We start from the raw sequence: 14,449 nt of genomic DNA on the forward strand, positions 1-14,449 counted from the left end.
CCCGCCTCCCTTCTCCCCGCAGGTGGGGCGGAGGGGGCTGAACGGCGCTGGTTTCCCACATGATAGTGTAGCGATTACCGTCCGGCGGGCAGCAGGTAGCGCAGTCCTTCCTGCGGCCTCGGCTCCGTTGGCCGCATTCGCCGCCGCGCCGCTTCCAGCTTGTCGGTGAGGATGCCCTGGGCGATGGCGGGCAGGGCGGCCGGGTTGCCGGCGGCATAGGCGAGGGCCGCGCCCGCGCCGCCCTCGCGCTTGCGGTCGAGGAAATGGCGCAGCGCTTGACGCTGGCCGACCTGGCGGCAATGGCGGCGCATGGCTTCGGCTGCTTCGGAGGGCACGTTGCCTGTGGCCAGGATCGTGCATTCGGCCTCGTGCAGCGCTTCGAGATCCTTCGTCCGGTGCCGTCCGCTCAGCGAATCGGGACGCACCACCGCGCCGTAGCCGCAGCTTTCGATGACGGTATAGCGCGCACCGGCGATGAGCGCCCGCACATAGAGCTCGTAATCCTCGCCGAGCCGCATGTCCTCGCGGTAGCTGAGGTCGTGGGCGTCGAGGAAGGCGCGGCGCATGACGGGTTTCAGGAAGCCGAGCTCGCCGCGCGGGGCGCCGCGGCGCGAGATGTTGCCGAGGATGAAATCCTTCAGGCCGAGCCGGCGCGGATGCGGCGGAAAGTCTTCCGGCTGCGGCGCGGGATCGGCCTCCTGCATGAAGGCGATGTTGTCGGCGATGAAATCCCAGTCCGGACAGGCGAGCATCCGCCGGAAGCGGCCGGGAAAGAAGAAGTCGTCGGCATCTAGGATGGCGATCAGCGGCGCGCGGGAAATGGCGATGGCGTGGTTGCGGGCGGCGGACGGCCCGCGGTTCGTGCGGAAGCGGATGATGTCGAGCCGCCGGGTCGTGTCGTCCGCGGCGGCCGCCGCCGCCATGGTGCGGTCGTCCGATGCGTCGTCCACCACCACGACCTCGTCGACGTCAGGCTCGGCGAGCGCCGAGCGCACCGCCCGGCCGATCGTTTGTTCCGCATTCCTCGCGGCAATGATGACGCAGACTTTCTCATCGCGGGTCACGACATACCTCTCCATGCATTGAACAATCGGCGCGGGGCGCACCCGCGCTGCAATGCAGCATGAAAGGAAAAGGGGGCACAAAAACGGCCCCCGCGGACCGGGCGTCGTTCAGGGCTTGGAGTGGCCGGGCTCGTTCATCGGGACGGAGACCTGGGGTTTGGCCTTTTCGAGGTCCGGCCGTGCCGTGCCCGTCCCGGCCCGGCGTGCCTTGGCGGTGCGCCAGACGAGATAGAGCGTGGCGAGGAAATAGCCGACCTGGATGAGGATCGCGCAGAGGAAGGTGCGCAGCGCCGTCGTGGCGATGGAGCCCGTGCTGACATAGGTGACCGCGGCAAAGGCCACGAGCGCGATGCCCATGCTCAGGAAGAAGCGCGGCGCATAGGCCGTGCTGTCCCGCCATTTCGTTTCCGGCGCACGTTTCATCGATGGGTCCGCCTTCTCCTCTGAGGCTCGATCGAACTATAGGGTGCAGCGCTTCGGCGTGCAATCATCAGGATTAACCAGTGCCGGGCGCGGCCTGTTCCGATCCTTGCCCATTTGTCTTGCGCTTCCGTTAAGGCGGTTGTGGCCCGCCGGAGAATCGCGCCGGCCTCCTTCCTGCCCCGATTCCGTCATCCTTCCTTCCGCTCGGGCCTGCAAATGCGCCGGGAAGGCGAGTGCGCCGCGCCGCATCGCAGCCGATGGGTTGCGATGCCCGGCACCAGCCGATCACACTTTGTTACAATATGAGCGATTTCTTATGGAGAAATGTGCGCTGCAAAATAATATTGCGATGCAAAAACCGGTGCCGTTTTCAGGTCTTGCGATGTGGGTCGTCGGCTGCGAGGCTGGCGCTTCGTGTATTGGCGTGTAAAAACGGAAGCGCCTAATCGGTCAAAAGAAGTGATGGGCGCCGTGGCACAGGAAGAACCGGTGCGGCGTTATCGCGCTATGCGCGGGAAGACGGGATTTGTTACTTGAAGGTTACTTTGATCGTTAAAATTTTAGGATATTAAGATTTGCTTATATGCCGTGGGTGCGCATTCAATTCGGCAGATCACGCTTCGAAAAACAAACTGTGACCATACACTCCGCATTGGATGTCGGGACGCGTCCGAGGGACCCGACCATATCGCAAATCCAATGGAGCCATCTCTATGAAGTCCGCGAGCAGATCGGCCAGTACGCCGTTTTTCAGTTCGATTGCAACCGGCGCTCCGCCGGTGGGGGGAATATCGAAACGGAGCTTTGACATCCTGGTGGCGCTTGCCGCCCTCGTCGTGCTCAGCCCGATCTTCGTGCTGATCATGGCACTCGTGAAATATTCCGACGGCGGCAGCGTCTTTTATGGCCATCGCCGCATCGGCTATAACGGATCGACCTTCCGCTGCCTGAAGTTCCGCACCATGGCGGAAAACGGCGACGTGCTTCTCCAGCAGCATCTGGAGCAGAACCCGGAGGCGCTGGAGGAATGGCGCGCCACGCGCAAGCTGCAGGACGATCCGCGCGTCACCGTCGTCGGCACAGTCCTGCGCAAGCTCAGCCTCGACGAGCTGCCGCAGCTCGTCAACATCCTCAAGGGGGAGATGAGCATCGTCGGGCCGCGCCCGGTGGTGGAGGACGAACTGGAACTCTACGAGGCCTCCGCCGTCTACTATCTGCGCAGCCGCCCGGGCCTTACGGGCCTCTGGCAGGTCAGCGGCCGCAACGACGTCTCCTATGCCACGCGCGTCGCGTTCGACACGCATTATGTCCGCAACTGGTCGCTCACATCCGATCTCGTCATCGTCGCGCGCACCATTCCGGCCGTATGCCTGTCGCGCGGCAGCTATTGACGGCCCCGGAGAGAGGGATACCCATGAAGACGATCACCAGAGCGGCCTTGCCCGCCCTTGCCCTCGTGCTCACGCTCGCCCCTTCCGCCTTCGCGGAGGAATACCGGCTCGGCGTGATGGACAAGCTGCGCATCCGCGTGGCCGAATGGCAGACGGCCGAAGGCGCCATCCGCGACTGGAGCGCCGTCAGCGGCGACTACAGCATCGGCGCGGACGGCGCGCTGTCGCTGCCGTTCATCGGCCAGTTGCCGGCGGACGGGCGCACGGCGGCGGAGCTTTCCGCCGACATCGGCAAGAAGATGCAGGTGCTCTTCGGCCTCAAGGACCTGCCGTCGGCCTCCGTGGAGATCGCCGAATACCGGCCGGTCTACCTCTCCGGCGAGGTGCAGACGCCGGGGGCCTACCCTTACGCGCCGGGCCTGACGGTGCTGAAGGCCGTCAGCTTCGGCGGCGGGCTGCGCCGGGCCGATCCCGGCCAGCGCTTCGCCCGCGATTTCCTGCGCTCGGAGGGCGAGGCCGCCGTCTATGTCGCCGAGCGCAACCGCCTGCTCATCCGCCGGGCGCGCATTCTTGCCGAGATGGGCGGGGCCAGGGACATCGAGATGCCGAAGGAGCTCGGCAAGTCCGAGGAGGCGCGCCCGATCCTGGAGAGCGAGAAGGCGCTGATGGCCTCGCGGGAAAAGCGGCTGCGGCTGCAGCTCACCGCGCTTGCCGACCTCAAGTCGCTGCTGACGAACGAGACCGATTCCCTCGGCAAGAAATCCGATACCCAGACCCGCCAGCTCGAACTCGTCCAGGGCGATCTTTCCAAGATGGACGCGCTTGCCGAGAAGGGCCTTGCCATCAGCTCGCGGCGCCTCGCGCTCGAGCAGCGCGCGGCCGATCTCCAGGCGGCCCTGCTCGACATCGACACGGCCTCGCTGAAGGCCAGGCAGGACATCAACAAGGCCGGGCAGGACGAGACGAACCTGCAGAACGACTGGGACGCGCAACTGGCGCAGGAGCTGCAGAACACCGAGCAGGAGCTCGATACGCTGGCGCTGAAGCTCGGCACCAGCCGCGACCTGATGTCCGAGGCGCTGATGCAGTCGGCCGATGCGGCCAACCTGAAGGGCGGGCTGTCCGCCGCCAATATCGGCTATTCGATCCTGCGCACGGTCAAGGGCAAGACCGAGGCGATCCGCGCCACCGAGACGACGCCGGTCCTGCCGGGCGACGTCGTGAAGGTGGATGTCGGCCTCGCGACCCAGTGAGGCGGGGATGCGGATCGCCAAGGCGCGGCTGATCGGACCGTCCGGCAACGGCGCCTATGGCGCGCTCGCCGTGGCGCTGTCCTTCTTCGTCTTCGCCTATTCCTTCCGCTTCGGGCAGGCGGCGATCCTCGTCTACTATGCGCTCTGGCTGCCGCTCGTGGCGGTGGACTACCGGCGCGTGCTCGGCAATTACGGGCATTACCTGTGGATCTTCGCCTTCGCGCTCCTCGCCTGCCTCTCGGTCTTCTGGTCCGCGGCGCCCGGCACCACGGCGCGCGCGGCGCTGCAGTACCTTTCCCACATCGTCTGCGCGCTGATCGCCATGCGCGTCGTCGATACGCGCACGCTGGTGCGCGGCGGGCTGATCGGCACGGGGCTGGTGCTCGTCTTCTCGCTTCTCTTCGGCGTCTACCATCTCGATCCGCTCGACGGCACCTACAGCTTCGTCGGCGCCTTCGCCTCCAAGAACCAGCTCGGCTTCTACGCCTCGCTCGCCGTGCTCTTCGCCTTCGCCGCGCTCTTCCTCGGGGTGGAGCGCGGCCTCTGGCGGTTCGCCGCCGTCGGCTGCGTGCTGCTGGCGCTCTATTGCCTGAAGGCCTCGCAATCGGCGACCTCGGTGCTCACCACCGCCGCCGTCGCCGGCCTGTGCCTTTCGCTGCGCGCGCTCGAGATGCTGGCGCCCTTCCACCGCAAGATGCTGTTTGCGGCGCTTGCCGTGCTTTCCGTCCTCGCCGGCCTTGCCGCCGCCTATGGCGGGGGCTACGAGCTGCTGCTCGGCGCCTTCGGCAAGGATGCGACGCTGACCGGGCGCACCTATCTCTGGCAGCAGGGCATCGCGGCGGCGGGAGAGGCGCCCTTCTTCGGCATCGGCTACCAGGCCTTCTGGGTACAGGGCTTCGCCGAGGCCGAACGGCTCTGGGCGGCCTTCTTCATCGCCGGGCGCAGCGGTTTCCACTTCCACAACACCTTCATCGCCGCCACGGTGGAGACCGGCCTTGTCGGTTGCCTCCTCCTGACCATGGTGCTCCTCGTCACGCTCGGCGGTCACCTCGCCCGCCTGCTTTCGGCGGCGCGGGACGTGGAGGCGCTGGTGCTCTTCACGGTCGCCGCGCTGCTCGCCGTGCGCACCTTCGTGGAGATCGACATCCTCAATCCCTACCATGTCGGCTCGTTCCTGCTCTATTTCTCGGCCGGCAAGCTCGCCGACGGCCGGCGCCGCAATGCGCCGCGCCCGGCCGTGCCCCGGCACCGGATGGTGCCCGCGTGACGGCCGTGGCCGGGCCGGGCGGGGGCCGGGGAACGCTCTACGGCATCCAGTACCTGCGCGCCGTGGCGGCGCTCGCGGTCGTCTTCTTCCATGCGGCCGAGCGCAGCGGCCATGCCTTCGCCATCGGCGCGGCCGGGGTCGACGTGTTCTTCGTCATCAGCGGCTTCATCATGTGGGTCATCGCCGAACGGCGGCCGGTGACGCCGGGCCGGTTCCTCAAGGAGCGCATGAGGCGGATCGTGCCGGTCTACTGGCTGGCGACGGGGGTGATGGTGGCGGGCGCCCTGGCCGGCCTCTTCCCCAACCTGGTGCTGACGGCCGGGCATGTCGCCGCCTCGCTGTTCTTCGTGCCGGCGCGCTCTCCGAGCAGCGGGGAGATCTGGCCGGTGCTGGTGCAGGGCTGGACGCTCAATTACGAGATGTTCTTCTACGCCGCCTTCGCCGCCTGCCTCTTCCTTCCGGCACGCCTCAGGCTCGGCGTCATCGCCGCCGCCTTCGGCCTGCTTGTTGCCGTTGGCCTTGCCGTCAGCAGCGATTCGCCGCTGCTTGCCACCTATACCCGGCCGATCATCCTGGAATTCGTCGCCGGCATGCTGATCGGGCGGCTGTGGCTTGCCGGCCGGGTGCCGGGGCGGGCGGTCGCGCTTGCCCTCGTCGGCCTCGGCCTTGCCGGCTTTGCGGCCATCGGCATCCTGAGGCTGCCCTTCGACGAATGGACCTGCGGGCCGCTCGCCTGCCTCCTCGTCTACGGCACGGCCGCGCTGGAGACGCGCGGCGGCGTGGCGCGGCTCAAGGTCCCCGCCCTCCTTGGGGACGCGTCCTATTCGATCTATCTCTGGCATACCTTCGCGATCTCGGTCGTCGCGAAGCTCGGGGCGATGGCCGGCGCGCCGCCGTCCCTCGTCCTTGTCGGCTCGGCCGCCGCGGGCATTGCCGCCGGCCTCTGCGCCTGGCATTTCGTGGAGCGGCCGCTGCTGCGCGGTTGGGTGGGAAACCCTAGGCCCGCATCTGCTTCGGCGTCACCCCGTAGGTCCGCCGGAAGGCCGTCGTGAAGCTCGACACGCTGGTATAGCCGGCAAGGTGGGCCGCCTTGGAAACGGGGATGCCGTCCGTCGCCAGCGCGTCGCGCGCCGCCTCCAGCCGCTTCTGGCGGATGAAGTCGAAGATCGTCTGGCCGAAATGCTCCTTGAAGTGCCGCTGGATCGTCGAGGGGCTGGTGCCCGCCTGCGAGGCGATGAGGTCCACCGAAAGCTCCTCGCCGAGATTGGCGACGATGAAATCGCGCACCCGCTCGCACTGGCGCAGGCTCATCATGCTCGGCTGCTGCCAGCCGCCGGCATTGTCGGCCACGAGCTGGAGGCAGGACTGCCACATGATGTCGAGCCCCTGCGACTTGAGATAGATCGAGCTGAGCTCCCCCGTCGGCATCGGCGGGGGATGCATGATCTTCTCGGCGGTCTGGAGGATGTGCTGGCCCGGCTCGAACGAAAAATGCGCCAGGTGCTCGGCGAAGAAGTTGCGCAGCACCGGCATGCCGTCTTCGGTCTCCATCAGCCGCTGCAGCCAGGGCAGCGGCGCGGAGATCATCACCTTGCTGAGGACGGCGCCCGCCTCGTTGATGAAGCGCAGCCGGCTCGGCTGGGCGACGTTCAGCATGAAGACCAGCGGCGTTGCCGCCGGCCCGATGCCCGCATCCAGCCGGAAGCGCACGCCGTCGATGACGAAATGCTGGCGCCCCTCGAGGATCACCATCAGCATGAACTTCGACCAGATCGTCTGCTCGTGCGTGCGGGGGGTGCAGTTCGGCACGTTCTCGATCGCGCCGATGAAGATGTCCTGGGATGTGTATTGCATGCTGCCACCGTGCGTTAAGGCCGCCGTGCCGTTTTCGCGAAAAACTTTGCGATTCCCGACAAACTCTTTGGTGTCGACACCGCGGCCATGGCGACATAATACATGACTTCGTTAATCATGTTTATGCGTTTCGCCAGTTTCCATCAAGCCGGTTTCGGAAAAGATGGCGGCGGGGCGCAGGTGCAGGGGGCCAAACGCAATGCAGTCCAGAACCCTTCGGTAGGGCGCTGATCCAGCTCGGGCGCGCCGGTTGCGGCATGCGCCCTTCCTTCCACAGAACCGTTCGTAGCCAGGTGCCGGGCCTGTCCCGGGCCGCCGATGAGCCGTGCCTTGAGACGGCTTGGAGTAGACAGATGAAACTGAAGCTGATGTTCCCGCTCGCCGGCGTGTCGCTGCTGGCCATGTCCGCCGCGCTGCACGCGCAGGACACCTCCCGCAAGGCCGCCGAGGACGAGGCGACGACGCTCGAGACGATCACCGTCATCAATGCGGGGCGCGACAACGTTGTGGCGACGGGCGGCACGGTGGTCTCGCAGGACGAGCTGGAGACGCTGCAGCCGGCCAACGTCTCCGAGCTCTTTTCGCGCCAGTCCTCCATCACGGTTTCCGGCGGCGGCGGGCCGTCCAAGCGCATCCACGTCTTCGGCATGGAACAGTCCAACCTCGCGGTGACGGTCGACGGCGTGCCGCAGACGGCGACGAGCTGGCACCACACGGGCTCCAGCGTCATCGACCCGGCCTTCCTCAAGCGCGTCGAGGTGGAAGCCGGCGCGGCCGCGGCCGATTCCGGCTTTGCCGCCGCGGCCGGCGCCGTGCGCTACGAGACGGTCGGCGCCAACGACCTGCTGGAGGACGGCAAGGACTTCGGCGCGCGGATCGGCACCACGGTCGGCACAAACGGCAGCGGCGTTTCCGGCAGCGCGGCCGCCTATGGCCGCACCGGCAACTTCGACTGGTTCGTCATGACCCACGGCCAGAAGGGCAAGGACTACAAGGACGGCGACGGCGATGTCGTCAAGGGCACGGAACCGGCGGCCCGCAACATCCTCGCCAAGCTCGGCTACGAGGTCGAGGACAACCGCATCGAGCTCGGTTACGAGCGCAGCCGCGACAACGCGGACCGCCTGATCAAGATGAACATGGACCTGCCGGGCGATACGCTGCACCCGCTGGAGGTCGCCCGCGACACCGTCAAGCTGACCTATACCTCGACCGGCCCGACGGATCTGTGGGACCCCGAGTTCATGCTGTACTACAGCCGGAACGACTACTGGCGGACCAACTACCAGAACCGCACGAACGGCAACATGATCCTCAATGAGGATCTCTACGGCGGCAAGATCCAGAACACCTTCACCATCGATCCCGGCAAGATCACCGCCGGCATCGACTTCGGCCAGCACGACTACCACACCGACAACTACGGCAACAACAACCGCCGCTACCGCGACTTCGACACCACGCAGTTCGGCGTCTTCACGCAGGGCCGCTTCGAATTCGACAACGGCTTCAACGTCTCGACCGGCGCGCGCTACGACTCGCACCGCTTCGAGGACTGGGACGACAAGCGCTTCTCCGACAGCGGCGCGAGCGTGAATGCGACGGTCGCCTACAAGTTCACCGACAGTTTCGAGGTGTTCGCCGGCGCCTCGCGCACCTGGCTCGGCTACGTCATCGGCGACTACGGCTACGTGCACGCCCGCAACGACGCCTTCTATACCGACCCGGCCTTCGACACGGGTTCGGCGAAGAACTTCAAGGTCGGTGCGAATTTCGGCGGCGAGGACTGGAATGCCGGCATCACGCTGTTCGACACGCGCATCGACGGCCTGCCGAACTACGATGCGCCCTCGCTGAAAAACGATCCCAACGAATACCGCAGCCGCGGCGTCACGCTGAATGCGAGCTGGACATTCGAGGAAACGACCCTCGGCGCGACCTTCACCCACGCCAAGGTGACGGCGGGCGGCAAGGCGGCGCTGCCGAACAGCGGGACCTTCATGCCGGTCGGCGACATGGCGACCTTCTATATCGACCATGCGATCCCCGACTACAACATGAAGGTCGGCACCACCGTGGCCTGGGCCGGCAGGATCTCCGATGCGCTCGCAAGGGCCGGCGGCTTCTACGACCAGCCTTCCTATGCCGTCGTCAACATCTATTCGGAATGGACGCCGCCGTCATACGAGAACGTCACGCTGCGCCTCGGCGTCGACAATCTGTTCGACAGGAAATATTTCGAGCGGTCGAGCTATGCTACAAGCTCGAACCGCGGCGGCATCGACCCCGTCTTCGCGCCGGGCCGCACCATCACGCTGCATGCCGGCGTGAAGTTCTGATCCATCCGCGCCCCTGCCGCGCCGGCGGCGGGGGCGCCCTTCATTTCCGAAAGGTCCGGCCGTGCCCGAATCCGCTGCCTATCTCGAAACCGCGAGCGGCCAGAAATATCTGGTGCAGCTCTGCAAGCATTTCGCCCACAAGATCGCCGTCACCTATACGGAAAGCCGGGGCGACTGTCGGTTCCCGCGCGGCGCGGCCGTCCTTCAGGCGGATGAGAACGGCCTCAGCATGGTCGTGACCGCCGCGGACGAGGAGGGGCTCGCCCAGACACAGGAGATCATCGAATCCCATCTCGTGCGCTTCGCCTTCCGCGAGAAGCTGGAAGCGCTCGACTGGCGGCAGGACAGGGCCGCCTGACCTTTTCACGCCCAATCAGCACGACAGGTAAACCCATGAAACCTTCCCGCCTCATCACCGCGCTCGCCGCCCTTGCCCTCTCGGCCGTCTCCGCGGGCGCCATGGACGTTGTCACGGCGCGCGGCACCGTTGCGGTCGACGGCACGCCGAAGACCATCGCCGTCTATGACGCCGCCGCCGTCGATACGCTCAACCGCCTCGGCATCCACCCGGCCGGCTTGCCGGACAAGCTCTACGTGCCGGCGCTGGAAGCGGCGAGGGACGGGGCCGCGGTGATCGGCACGCTGTTCGAGCCGGACCTCGAGGCGCTGAGCGCGCTCGCGCCCGACCTCGTCATCGTCGGCGCCCGCTCCGCCGCCAAGGCGGACGTGACGGCGAAGGTCGCCCCGACGCTCGACATGACCATCGACGGCGACGAGCTCCTGGGCGAGGCCAAGGCGCGGCTTGCCACCTATGGCGAGCTCTTCGGCAAGGCGGAGGAGGCGAAGGCGATCGCGGGCGAGCTCGATGCGAAGCTCGCCGCCGCCAGGGCCGCCGTCGCCGGCAAGGGCAAGGCGCTGATCGTCATGACCAACGGTCCCAAGGTCTCCGCCTATGGCCCGGGCTCGCGCTTCGGCTGGGTGCATGCCGCGCTCGACCTGCCGCCGGCGCTGGCCGAGATCCAGTCCGCCACGCATGGCGAGGCCGTCTCCTTCGAGTTCATCCGCGAGGCCAATCCGGACTGGCTGCTGGTGCTCGACCGCGCCGCCGCCATCGGCTCCAACGAGCAGGGCGCCAAGGCGACGCTCGACAACGAGCTCGTCGCCGAGACGACCGCATGGAAGAAGGGCCAGGTCGTCTACCTGCCGGCGCCGGACTTCTACATCGCCGCCGGCGGCGTGCAGTCGACCGAGCGCATCCTCGAGGCGATCACCAAGGCCTTTTCCGCGAAGTGAGGCGCCTCACAGGAACAGGTGGACGATCAGCGACGTCAGCACGGCGTTGAGGCCCATGGCGATCCCGGAGAACAGCCCGGCCACCGGGTCCACCGAATAGGCCCGCGCGGTGCCGATGCCGTGGGAGGCGAGCCCCACGGCAAAGCCGCGCGCGCTGTAGTCCCGGATGCGCATGGCGTTCATCATCGGCGTCACGACGATCGCCCCGCAGATGCCGGTGAGCACGACGACCGCGGCCGTCAGCGCCGGATCGCCCTTGAGGCCGGAGGAGATCGCCATGGCGACCGCGGCGGTGGTCGATTTCGGCGCGAGCGAGGCGACGACGGCCGGCGTGAAGCCGAAGAGATGGCTGAGGAACACCGTCGAGCCCACCGCCGCGAGGCTGCCCATGACGAGGGCGGCCAGCATGGGCACGAGGTTGCTCCTGACCAGCGACAGATTCTCGTAGAGCGGGATGCCGAGCGCCACCGTGGCGGGGCCGAGCAGGAAGTGGATAAACTGCGCGCCCGCGAAATAGCTGCCGTAGTCGATGCCGGCGATCAGCAGCACGGCGGCGATGACGGCGATCGACAGCATGATCGGGTTGAGCAGCGCATTGCCGGGGCTGAGGCGGGCAATGCCCGTCGCGGCGAGCCAGACGACGAGCGTTCCGGCCAGCCAGAGCAGCGGCGAGGTGGCGAGATAGACCCAGAGCCCGTCAGTCATGGCCGTATCCCCCGGAAAGCCGCTTGACGAGGATGAAGACCCAGACCGTCACCGCCAGCGTGATCACCGTCGACAGGAGCACGATGGCGAGCAGGGCGAGGCCGCGGTCGCGGATGAAGTCGAGATGCTGGACGATGCCGACGCCGGCCGGCACGAAGAGGATGCCGAGATTGGCCAGGATTGCCTTCGACGTGTCGATGGTCTGCCGGTGCGCCGGCGCCAGCGAGGTCACGCCGCCGGTCAGCATCAGCACCACGGCGACCATCGCCATGCCGATGACAGGCCCCGGCACGAGGCCGCCGAGAAAATAGGCGGATATTTCGCCGATGAGCTGAAAAACAAGAAGAATCGTGATTCCGACAAGCATGGGGCCACTCCGGGGCCGGTGCCTGGCACCGGCGTGCAATACATTTGTCCTCGGTGCGAGGCGGACCGCGACGGCCCGCCTGCCGGAAGAGGATTAAATGTGTTGCGCCGTTAAATCCATGGCCCTTGCCGGTCACGGACTTTTGGAATCATGCTCCGTCGAGGGCGTCGCGCGAGATCGGCGCGACCGCCATGGAATCCTCGCCGCGGTGGAAGGCGATGGCGAGGCGGAAGGAATGGGCGATGCGCAGCGCCCGGTCGAGGAAGAGATCGGCGACCTCGGGCGGGCAGAGCCGCTGGACCGTCGCCCGGAAGAGCGAGAGCCAGCGGCGGAAATGCGCCTCCTGAAGCTCCGGCATGGCAAGGTGCGGCGAAAGCGGGCGGCCCTCGTAGCGGTCGGTGCGCAGGAGCGTCGCCGACCAGAAGTCGCACATCCGGGCAAGATGTGCCGGCCAGTCATCCGGCGCGATATGGCCGTTGAAGATCGGGCCGAGCAGGTCGTCCTTGCGGATCTCGTCGTAGAAGCCGTGGACGACGGCATGGACCATCGCCTCGTCCAGCACCTCCGGCAGGGGCTTGCCGTCGACGACGATGGTGCGCTGCGGCGCGGGCCGGCCCTTCATCGGATCGCCCTGTAGCTGTGCCAGGTGCCGTGGCCGAGCAGCGGGAAGATGACGATGAGGCCGAGGAAGCCCGTGGCGATGCCGAGCGCGGTGAGGACGAGCACGATGGCGCCCCAGGCGAGCATGACCGGCAGGTTGCGGAAGACCAGCGAGATGCTGGTGCCCATGGCCGTGAAGGCGTCCGTCTTCTCGGCGAGCAGCATGGGGATGGCGAAGGTGCTGATGGCGAAGGAGAAGGCGGCGAAGAGCCCGCCCACCGCCGTGCCGACGACGAGCATGCCGAGCCCCTCGGGCGTCGAGAACAGCATGGCGACGACACCGTCGAGGCCGGGGAAGGGGCGAAGCCCCACGAAGAGCGCATAGATGATGACCGCGGCGCGCATCCAGACGACCATCAGCAGGCAGAGGATCGCGCCGGTATACCAGACCTGCCCGCCCGAAGCGGCCTTGACGAAGATCATGCGCGACAGGCTCGGCGCGATGCCGTCCTCCAGGTCCCGGCTCTTGCGGTAGAGGCCGATCGCCACCAGCGGGCCGACCACCATGAAGCCGGCGAGCGCGGGGAAGAGGATATAGTCCAGCTCCCAGCGGAAGAGGCACCAGACGACCGCCACGGAGAGGAGGAAGACGGCAAGCCCGTAGAGGAGGCTCGGCAGCGGTGTGCGCCAGAGGTCGCGCCAGCCGGCGGAAAGCCAGCCGAGGGCGGCGCTGGCGGGAAGGTGGCGGCGGCGCTGCTCGGCGAGCGGCAGGGCGGCGTTGCCGGTCTTTTCGGTCGTTCCCATGGGGTCTCCTCCGTTCAGCAGGCCGGGCCGGCGGCGCGGTATGCGCCGTCCCGGCCTTGCGTCTTCAGGTGCTCCACGCAGTCGGGCTGCGAGGAGAGGGCGACATGGACGAGATGCGCATTGGCGCCGATGAAGACCAGCACGCCCGCCCCGGCGATCAGGAGGGAGACGAGCCGCCAGTTGCGGCGCGGCCTGTCCGTAAGCGTGTTCATCGGGCGGCCTCCCCGAGCGTGCCGACATAGAGCGCCAGGATCTTGATGTCGACCGGCGAGAGCCGGCCTTCCCAATGCGGCATGTGGCCCTGCCGCCCGGAATAGACCGTGGTGAAGACGGTCTGCGCGTCACTGCCGTAGATCCATGTCGCGTCGGCAAGGTTCGGCGCACCGACATCCGTGCTGCCATGCCCGTCCTCGCCGTGGCAGGCGACGCAATTGTCGGCGAAGACCTGCCTGCCGTCCTCGACCATCGCCTTGTCGCCAGCCCCCATCGGCAGGTCGGAGAGCGAGCGGACATAGGCGGCGACCGCGCGGACCTGCCCGTCGTCGAGCACGCCGTCGCGGCCGAAGGCCATCATCTGCGAGACGCGCGTCTCCTCGTTGGTGGAGTTGATGCCGATGCGGATCGTCTCGGCGATGGTGTCCGGCTCGCCGCCCCAGAGCCAGGCCCTGGCGGCAAGGTTGGGGAAGCCCGGCCCGCCGGTGCCGCGCGTGCCGTGGCAGGCGGCGCAATTGTCGATGAAGAGCGTGCGGCCCGTCTCGCGCACATGGTTCATCAGGTCCGGGTCGGCGGCGATGTCCTCAAGGCTCGCCTCGGCGATGCGGCCGGTCCAGACCGCGCGGGTCGCGGCGGCGTCCTCGACCTGCTTCGTCACGACGGCGCGCTGGTCGATGCCGAGCAGTCCCTTCGTATAGGTCACGCCGAGCGGCCAGGCCGGCATCAGGATCCAATAGCCGATGGCAAACAGCGTGGTGACCGTCAGGAAGAAGATGACGACGCGCGGGATCGGCGTCTCCAGCTCCTCGATGCCGTTCCATTCATGCCCGGTGGTCGCCCGCCCGGTGGCGGGATCGCGTCTCTCGGTTGCCATCG

The 14,449-nt window shown here is 67.2% G+C and carries 16 protein-coding genes; 7 read left to right on the forward strand and 9 right to left on the reverse strand.

Annotated features, from left to right (window positions below):
* Nucleotides 1-74: 74 nt before the first annotated feature.
* Both L0976_RS11080 and L0976_RS11085 read right to left on the reverse strand, forming a co-directional pair.
* On the reverse strand, nt 75-1,064 hold the full coding sequence (locus L0976_RS11080) for a glycosyltransferase family 2 protein (protein WP_370643636.1): 990 nt from the start codon (nt 1,062-1,064) through the stop codon (nt 75-77).
* Nucleotides 1,065-1,172: 108 nt separating this feature from the next.
* Nucleotides 1,173-1,487 (reverse strand): exopolysaccharide production repressor protein, encoded by a 315-nt coding sequence (locus L0976_RS11085; RefSeq protein WP_203320364.1) that lies wholly within the window; start codon nt 1,485-1,487, stop codon nt 1,173-1,175.
* A gap of 713 nt (nt 1,488-2,200) precedes the next feature.
* Here L0976_RS11085 and L0976_RS11090 point away from each other — a divergent pair.
* Genes L0976_RS11090 through L0976_RS11105 form a run of 4 tightly spaced genes read left to right on the forward strand, consistent with a single transcriptional unit; the run spans nt 2,201 to nt 6,450 of the window.
* Nucleotides 2,201-2,878 (forward strand): sugar transferase, encoded by a 678-nt coding sequence (locus tag L0976_RS11090; protein WP_203320365.1) that lies wholly within the window; start codon nt 2,201-2,203, stop codon nt 2,876-2,878.
* A gap of 23 nt (nt 2,879-2,901) precedes the next feature.
* Nucleotides 2,902-4,131: a polysaccharide biosynthesis/export family protein gene (locus tag L0976_RS11095; protein WP_234187337.1), complete on the forward strand. Its 1,230-nt coding sequence runs from the start codon at nt 2,902-2,904 to the stop codon at nt 4,129-4,131.
* 7 nt (nt 4,132-4,138) lie between these two features.
* Nucleotides 4,139-5,398, forward strand: a complete 1,260-nt coding sequence (locus L0976_RS11100; RefSeq protein WP_203320367.1) for an O-antigen ligase — start codon at nt 4,139-4,141, stop codon at nt 5,396-5,398.
* Nucleotides 5,395-6,450: an acyltransferase family protein gene (locus tag L0976_RS11105; protein ID WP_370643637.1), complete on the forward strand. Its 1,056-nt coding sequence runs from the start codon at nt 5,395-5,397 to the stop codon at nt 6,448-6,450. Before L0976_RS11100 ends, L0976_RS11105 begins: the two co-directional genes overlap by 4 nt.
* Here L0976_RS11105 and L0976_RS11110 read toward each other — a convergent pair.
* On the reverse strand, nt 6,395-7,156 hold the full coding sequence (locus L0976_RS11110) for a helix-turn-helix domain-containing protein (protein WP_234187390.1): 762 nt from the start codon (nt 7,154-7,156) through the stop codon (nt 6,395-6,397). The genes L0976_RS11105 and L0976_RS11110 overlap by 56 nt on opposite strands.
* 449 nt (nt 7,157-7,605) lie before the next feature.
* On the opposite strand from L0976_RS11110, the gene L0976_RS11115 reads away from it, so the two are divergent.
* The 3 genes from L0976_RS11115 (at nt 7,606) to L0976_RS11125 (ending at nt 10,884) form a co-directional block, all read left to right on the forward strand.
* Nucleotides 7,606-9,591 (forward strand): TonB-dependent receptor domain-containing protein, encoded by a 1,986-nt coding sequence (locus tag L0976_RS11115; RefSeq protein ID WP_370643639.1) that lies wholly within the window; start codon nt 7,606-7,608, stop codon nt 9,589-9,591.
* 61 nt (nt 9,592-9,652) lie between these two features.
* Nucleotides 9,653-9,949: a DUF2218 domain-containing protein gene (locus L0976_RS11120; RefSeq protein WP_203320369.1), complete on the forward strand. Its 297-nt coding sequence runs from the start codon at nt 9,653-9,655 to the stop codon at nt 9,947-9,949.
* Between the two features lie 35 nt (nt 9,950-9,984).
* Entirely contained in the window at nt 9,985-10,884 is a 900-nt protein-coding gene (locus L0976_RS11125; protein ID WP_234187338.1) for a siderophore ABC transporter substrate-binding protein, read from the forward strand.
* Nucleotides 10,885-10,890: 6 nt separating this feature from the next.
* Here L0976_RS11125 and L0976_RS11130 read toward each other — a convergent pair whose 3' ends face one another.
* From L0976_RS11130 to ccoP, 6 genes are all read right to left on the reverse strand, one after another.
* The gene (locus L0976_RS11130; RefSeq protein ID WP_234187339.1) at nt 10,891-11,589 is read right to left on the reverse strand and encodes an LrgB family protein; all 699 of its coding nucleotides are present in this window, start codon (nt 11,587-11,589) and stop codon (nt 10,891-10,893) included.
* Nucleotides 11,582-11,956, reverse strand: a complete 375-nt coding sequence (locus tag L0976_RS11135) for a CidA/LrgA family protein (RefSeq protein WP_203320372.1) — start codon at nt 11,954-11,956, stop codon at nt 11,582-11,584. Before L0976_RS11135 ends, L0976_RS11130 begins: the two co-directional genes overlap by 8 nt.
* Nucleotides 11,957-12,104: 148 nt before the next feature.
* Entirely contained in the window at nt 12,105-12,578 is a 474-nt protein-coding gene (locus L0976_RS11140) for a group III truncated hemoglobin (RefSeq protein WP_234187340.1), read from the reverse strand.
* Entirely contained in the window at nt 12,575-13,360 is a 786-nt protein-coding gene (locus L0976_RS11145) for a DUF2189 domain-containing protein (protein WP_234187341.1), read from the reverse strand. Before L0976_RS11145 ends, L0976_RS11140 begins: the two co-directional genes overlap by 4 nt.
* A 14-nt stretch (nt 13,361-13,374) precedes the next feature.
* Entirely contained in the window at nt 13,375-13,572 is a 198-nt protein-coding gene (locus L0976_RS11150; protein ID WP_234187342.1) for a hypothetical protein, read from the reverse strand.
* Complete coding sequence (gene ccoP / locus L0976_RS11155) at nt 13,569-14,447, reverse strand: cytochrome-c oxidase, cbb3-type subunit III (RefSeq protein ID WP_234187343.1); 879 nt, start codon at nt 14,445-14,447, stop codon at nt 13,569-13,571. The genes L0976_RS11150 and ccoP overlap by 4 nt, the downstream gene beginning before the upstream one ends.
* Between the last annotated feature and the right edge of the window lie 2 nt (nt 14,448-14,449).

The organism is Shinella sp. NM-101 (genome assembly GCF_021401195.1).
GTDB lineage: Bacteria > Pseudomonadota > Alphaproteobacteria > Rhizobiales > Rhizobiaceae > Shinella.

Bases quoted from the DNA above. Each gene is read 5' to 3' on its own strand.
- L0976_RS11130 (WP_234187339.1), bottom strand. From the start codon at position 11,589: ATGACTGACGGGCTCTGGGTCTATCTCGCCACCTCGCCGCTGCTCTGG.
- L0976_RS11150 (WP_234187342.1), bottom strand. From the start codon at position 13,572: ATGAACACGCTTACGGACAGGCCGCGCCGCAACTGGCGGCTCGTCTCC.
- L0976_RS11135 (WP_203320372.1), bottom strand. From the start codon at position 11,956: ATGCTTGTCGGAATCACGATTCTTCTTGTTTTTCAGCTCATCGGCGAA.
- L0976_RS11115 (WP_370643639.1), top strand. From the start codon at position 7,606: ATGAAACTGAAGCTGATGTTCCCGCTCGCCGGCGTGTCGCTGCTGGCC.
- L0976_RS11100 (WP_203320367.1), top strand. From the start codon at position 4,139: ATGCGGATCGCCAAGGCGCGGCTGATCGGACCGTCCGGCAACGGCGCC.
- L0976_RS11125 (WP_234187338.1), top strand. From the start codon at position 9,985: ATGAAACCTTCCCGCCTCATCACCGCGCTCGCCGCCCTTGCCCTCTCG.
- L0976_RS11085 (WP_203320364.1), bottom strand. From the start codon at position 1,487: ATGAAACGTGCGCCGGAAACGAAATGGCGGGACAGCACGGCCTATGCG.
- L0976_RS11145 (WP_234187341.1), bottom strand. From the start codon at position 13,360: ATGGGAACGACCGAAAAGACCGGCAACGCCGCCCTGCCGCTCGCCGAG.
- L0976_RS11110 (WP_234187390.1), bottom strand. From the start codon at position 7,156: ATGCTGATGGTGATCCTCGAGGGGCGCCAGCATTTCGTCATCGACGGC.
- L0976_RS11095 (WP_234187337.1), top strand. From the start codon at position 2,902: ATGAAGACGATCACCAGAGCGGCCTTGCCCGCCCTTGCCCTCGTGCTC.
- ccoP (WP_234187343.1), bottom strand. From the start codon at position 14,447: ATGGCAACCGAGAGACGCGATCCCGCCACCGGGCGGGCGACCACCGGG.
- L0976_RS11140 (WP_234187340.1), bottom strand. From the start codon at position 12,578: ATGAAGGGCCGGCCCGCGCCGCAGCGCACCATCGTCGTCGACGGCAAG.
- L0976_RS11090 (WP_203320365.1), top strand. From the start codon at position 2,201: ATGAAGTCCGCGAGCAGATCGGCCAGTACGCCGTTTTTCAGTTCGATT.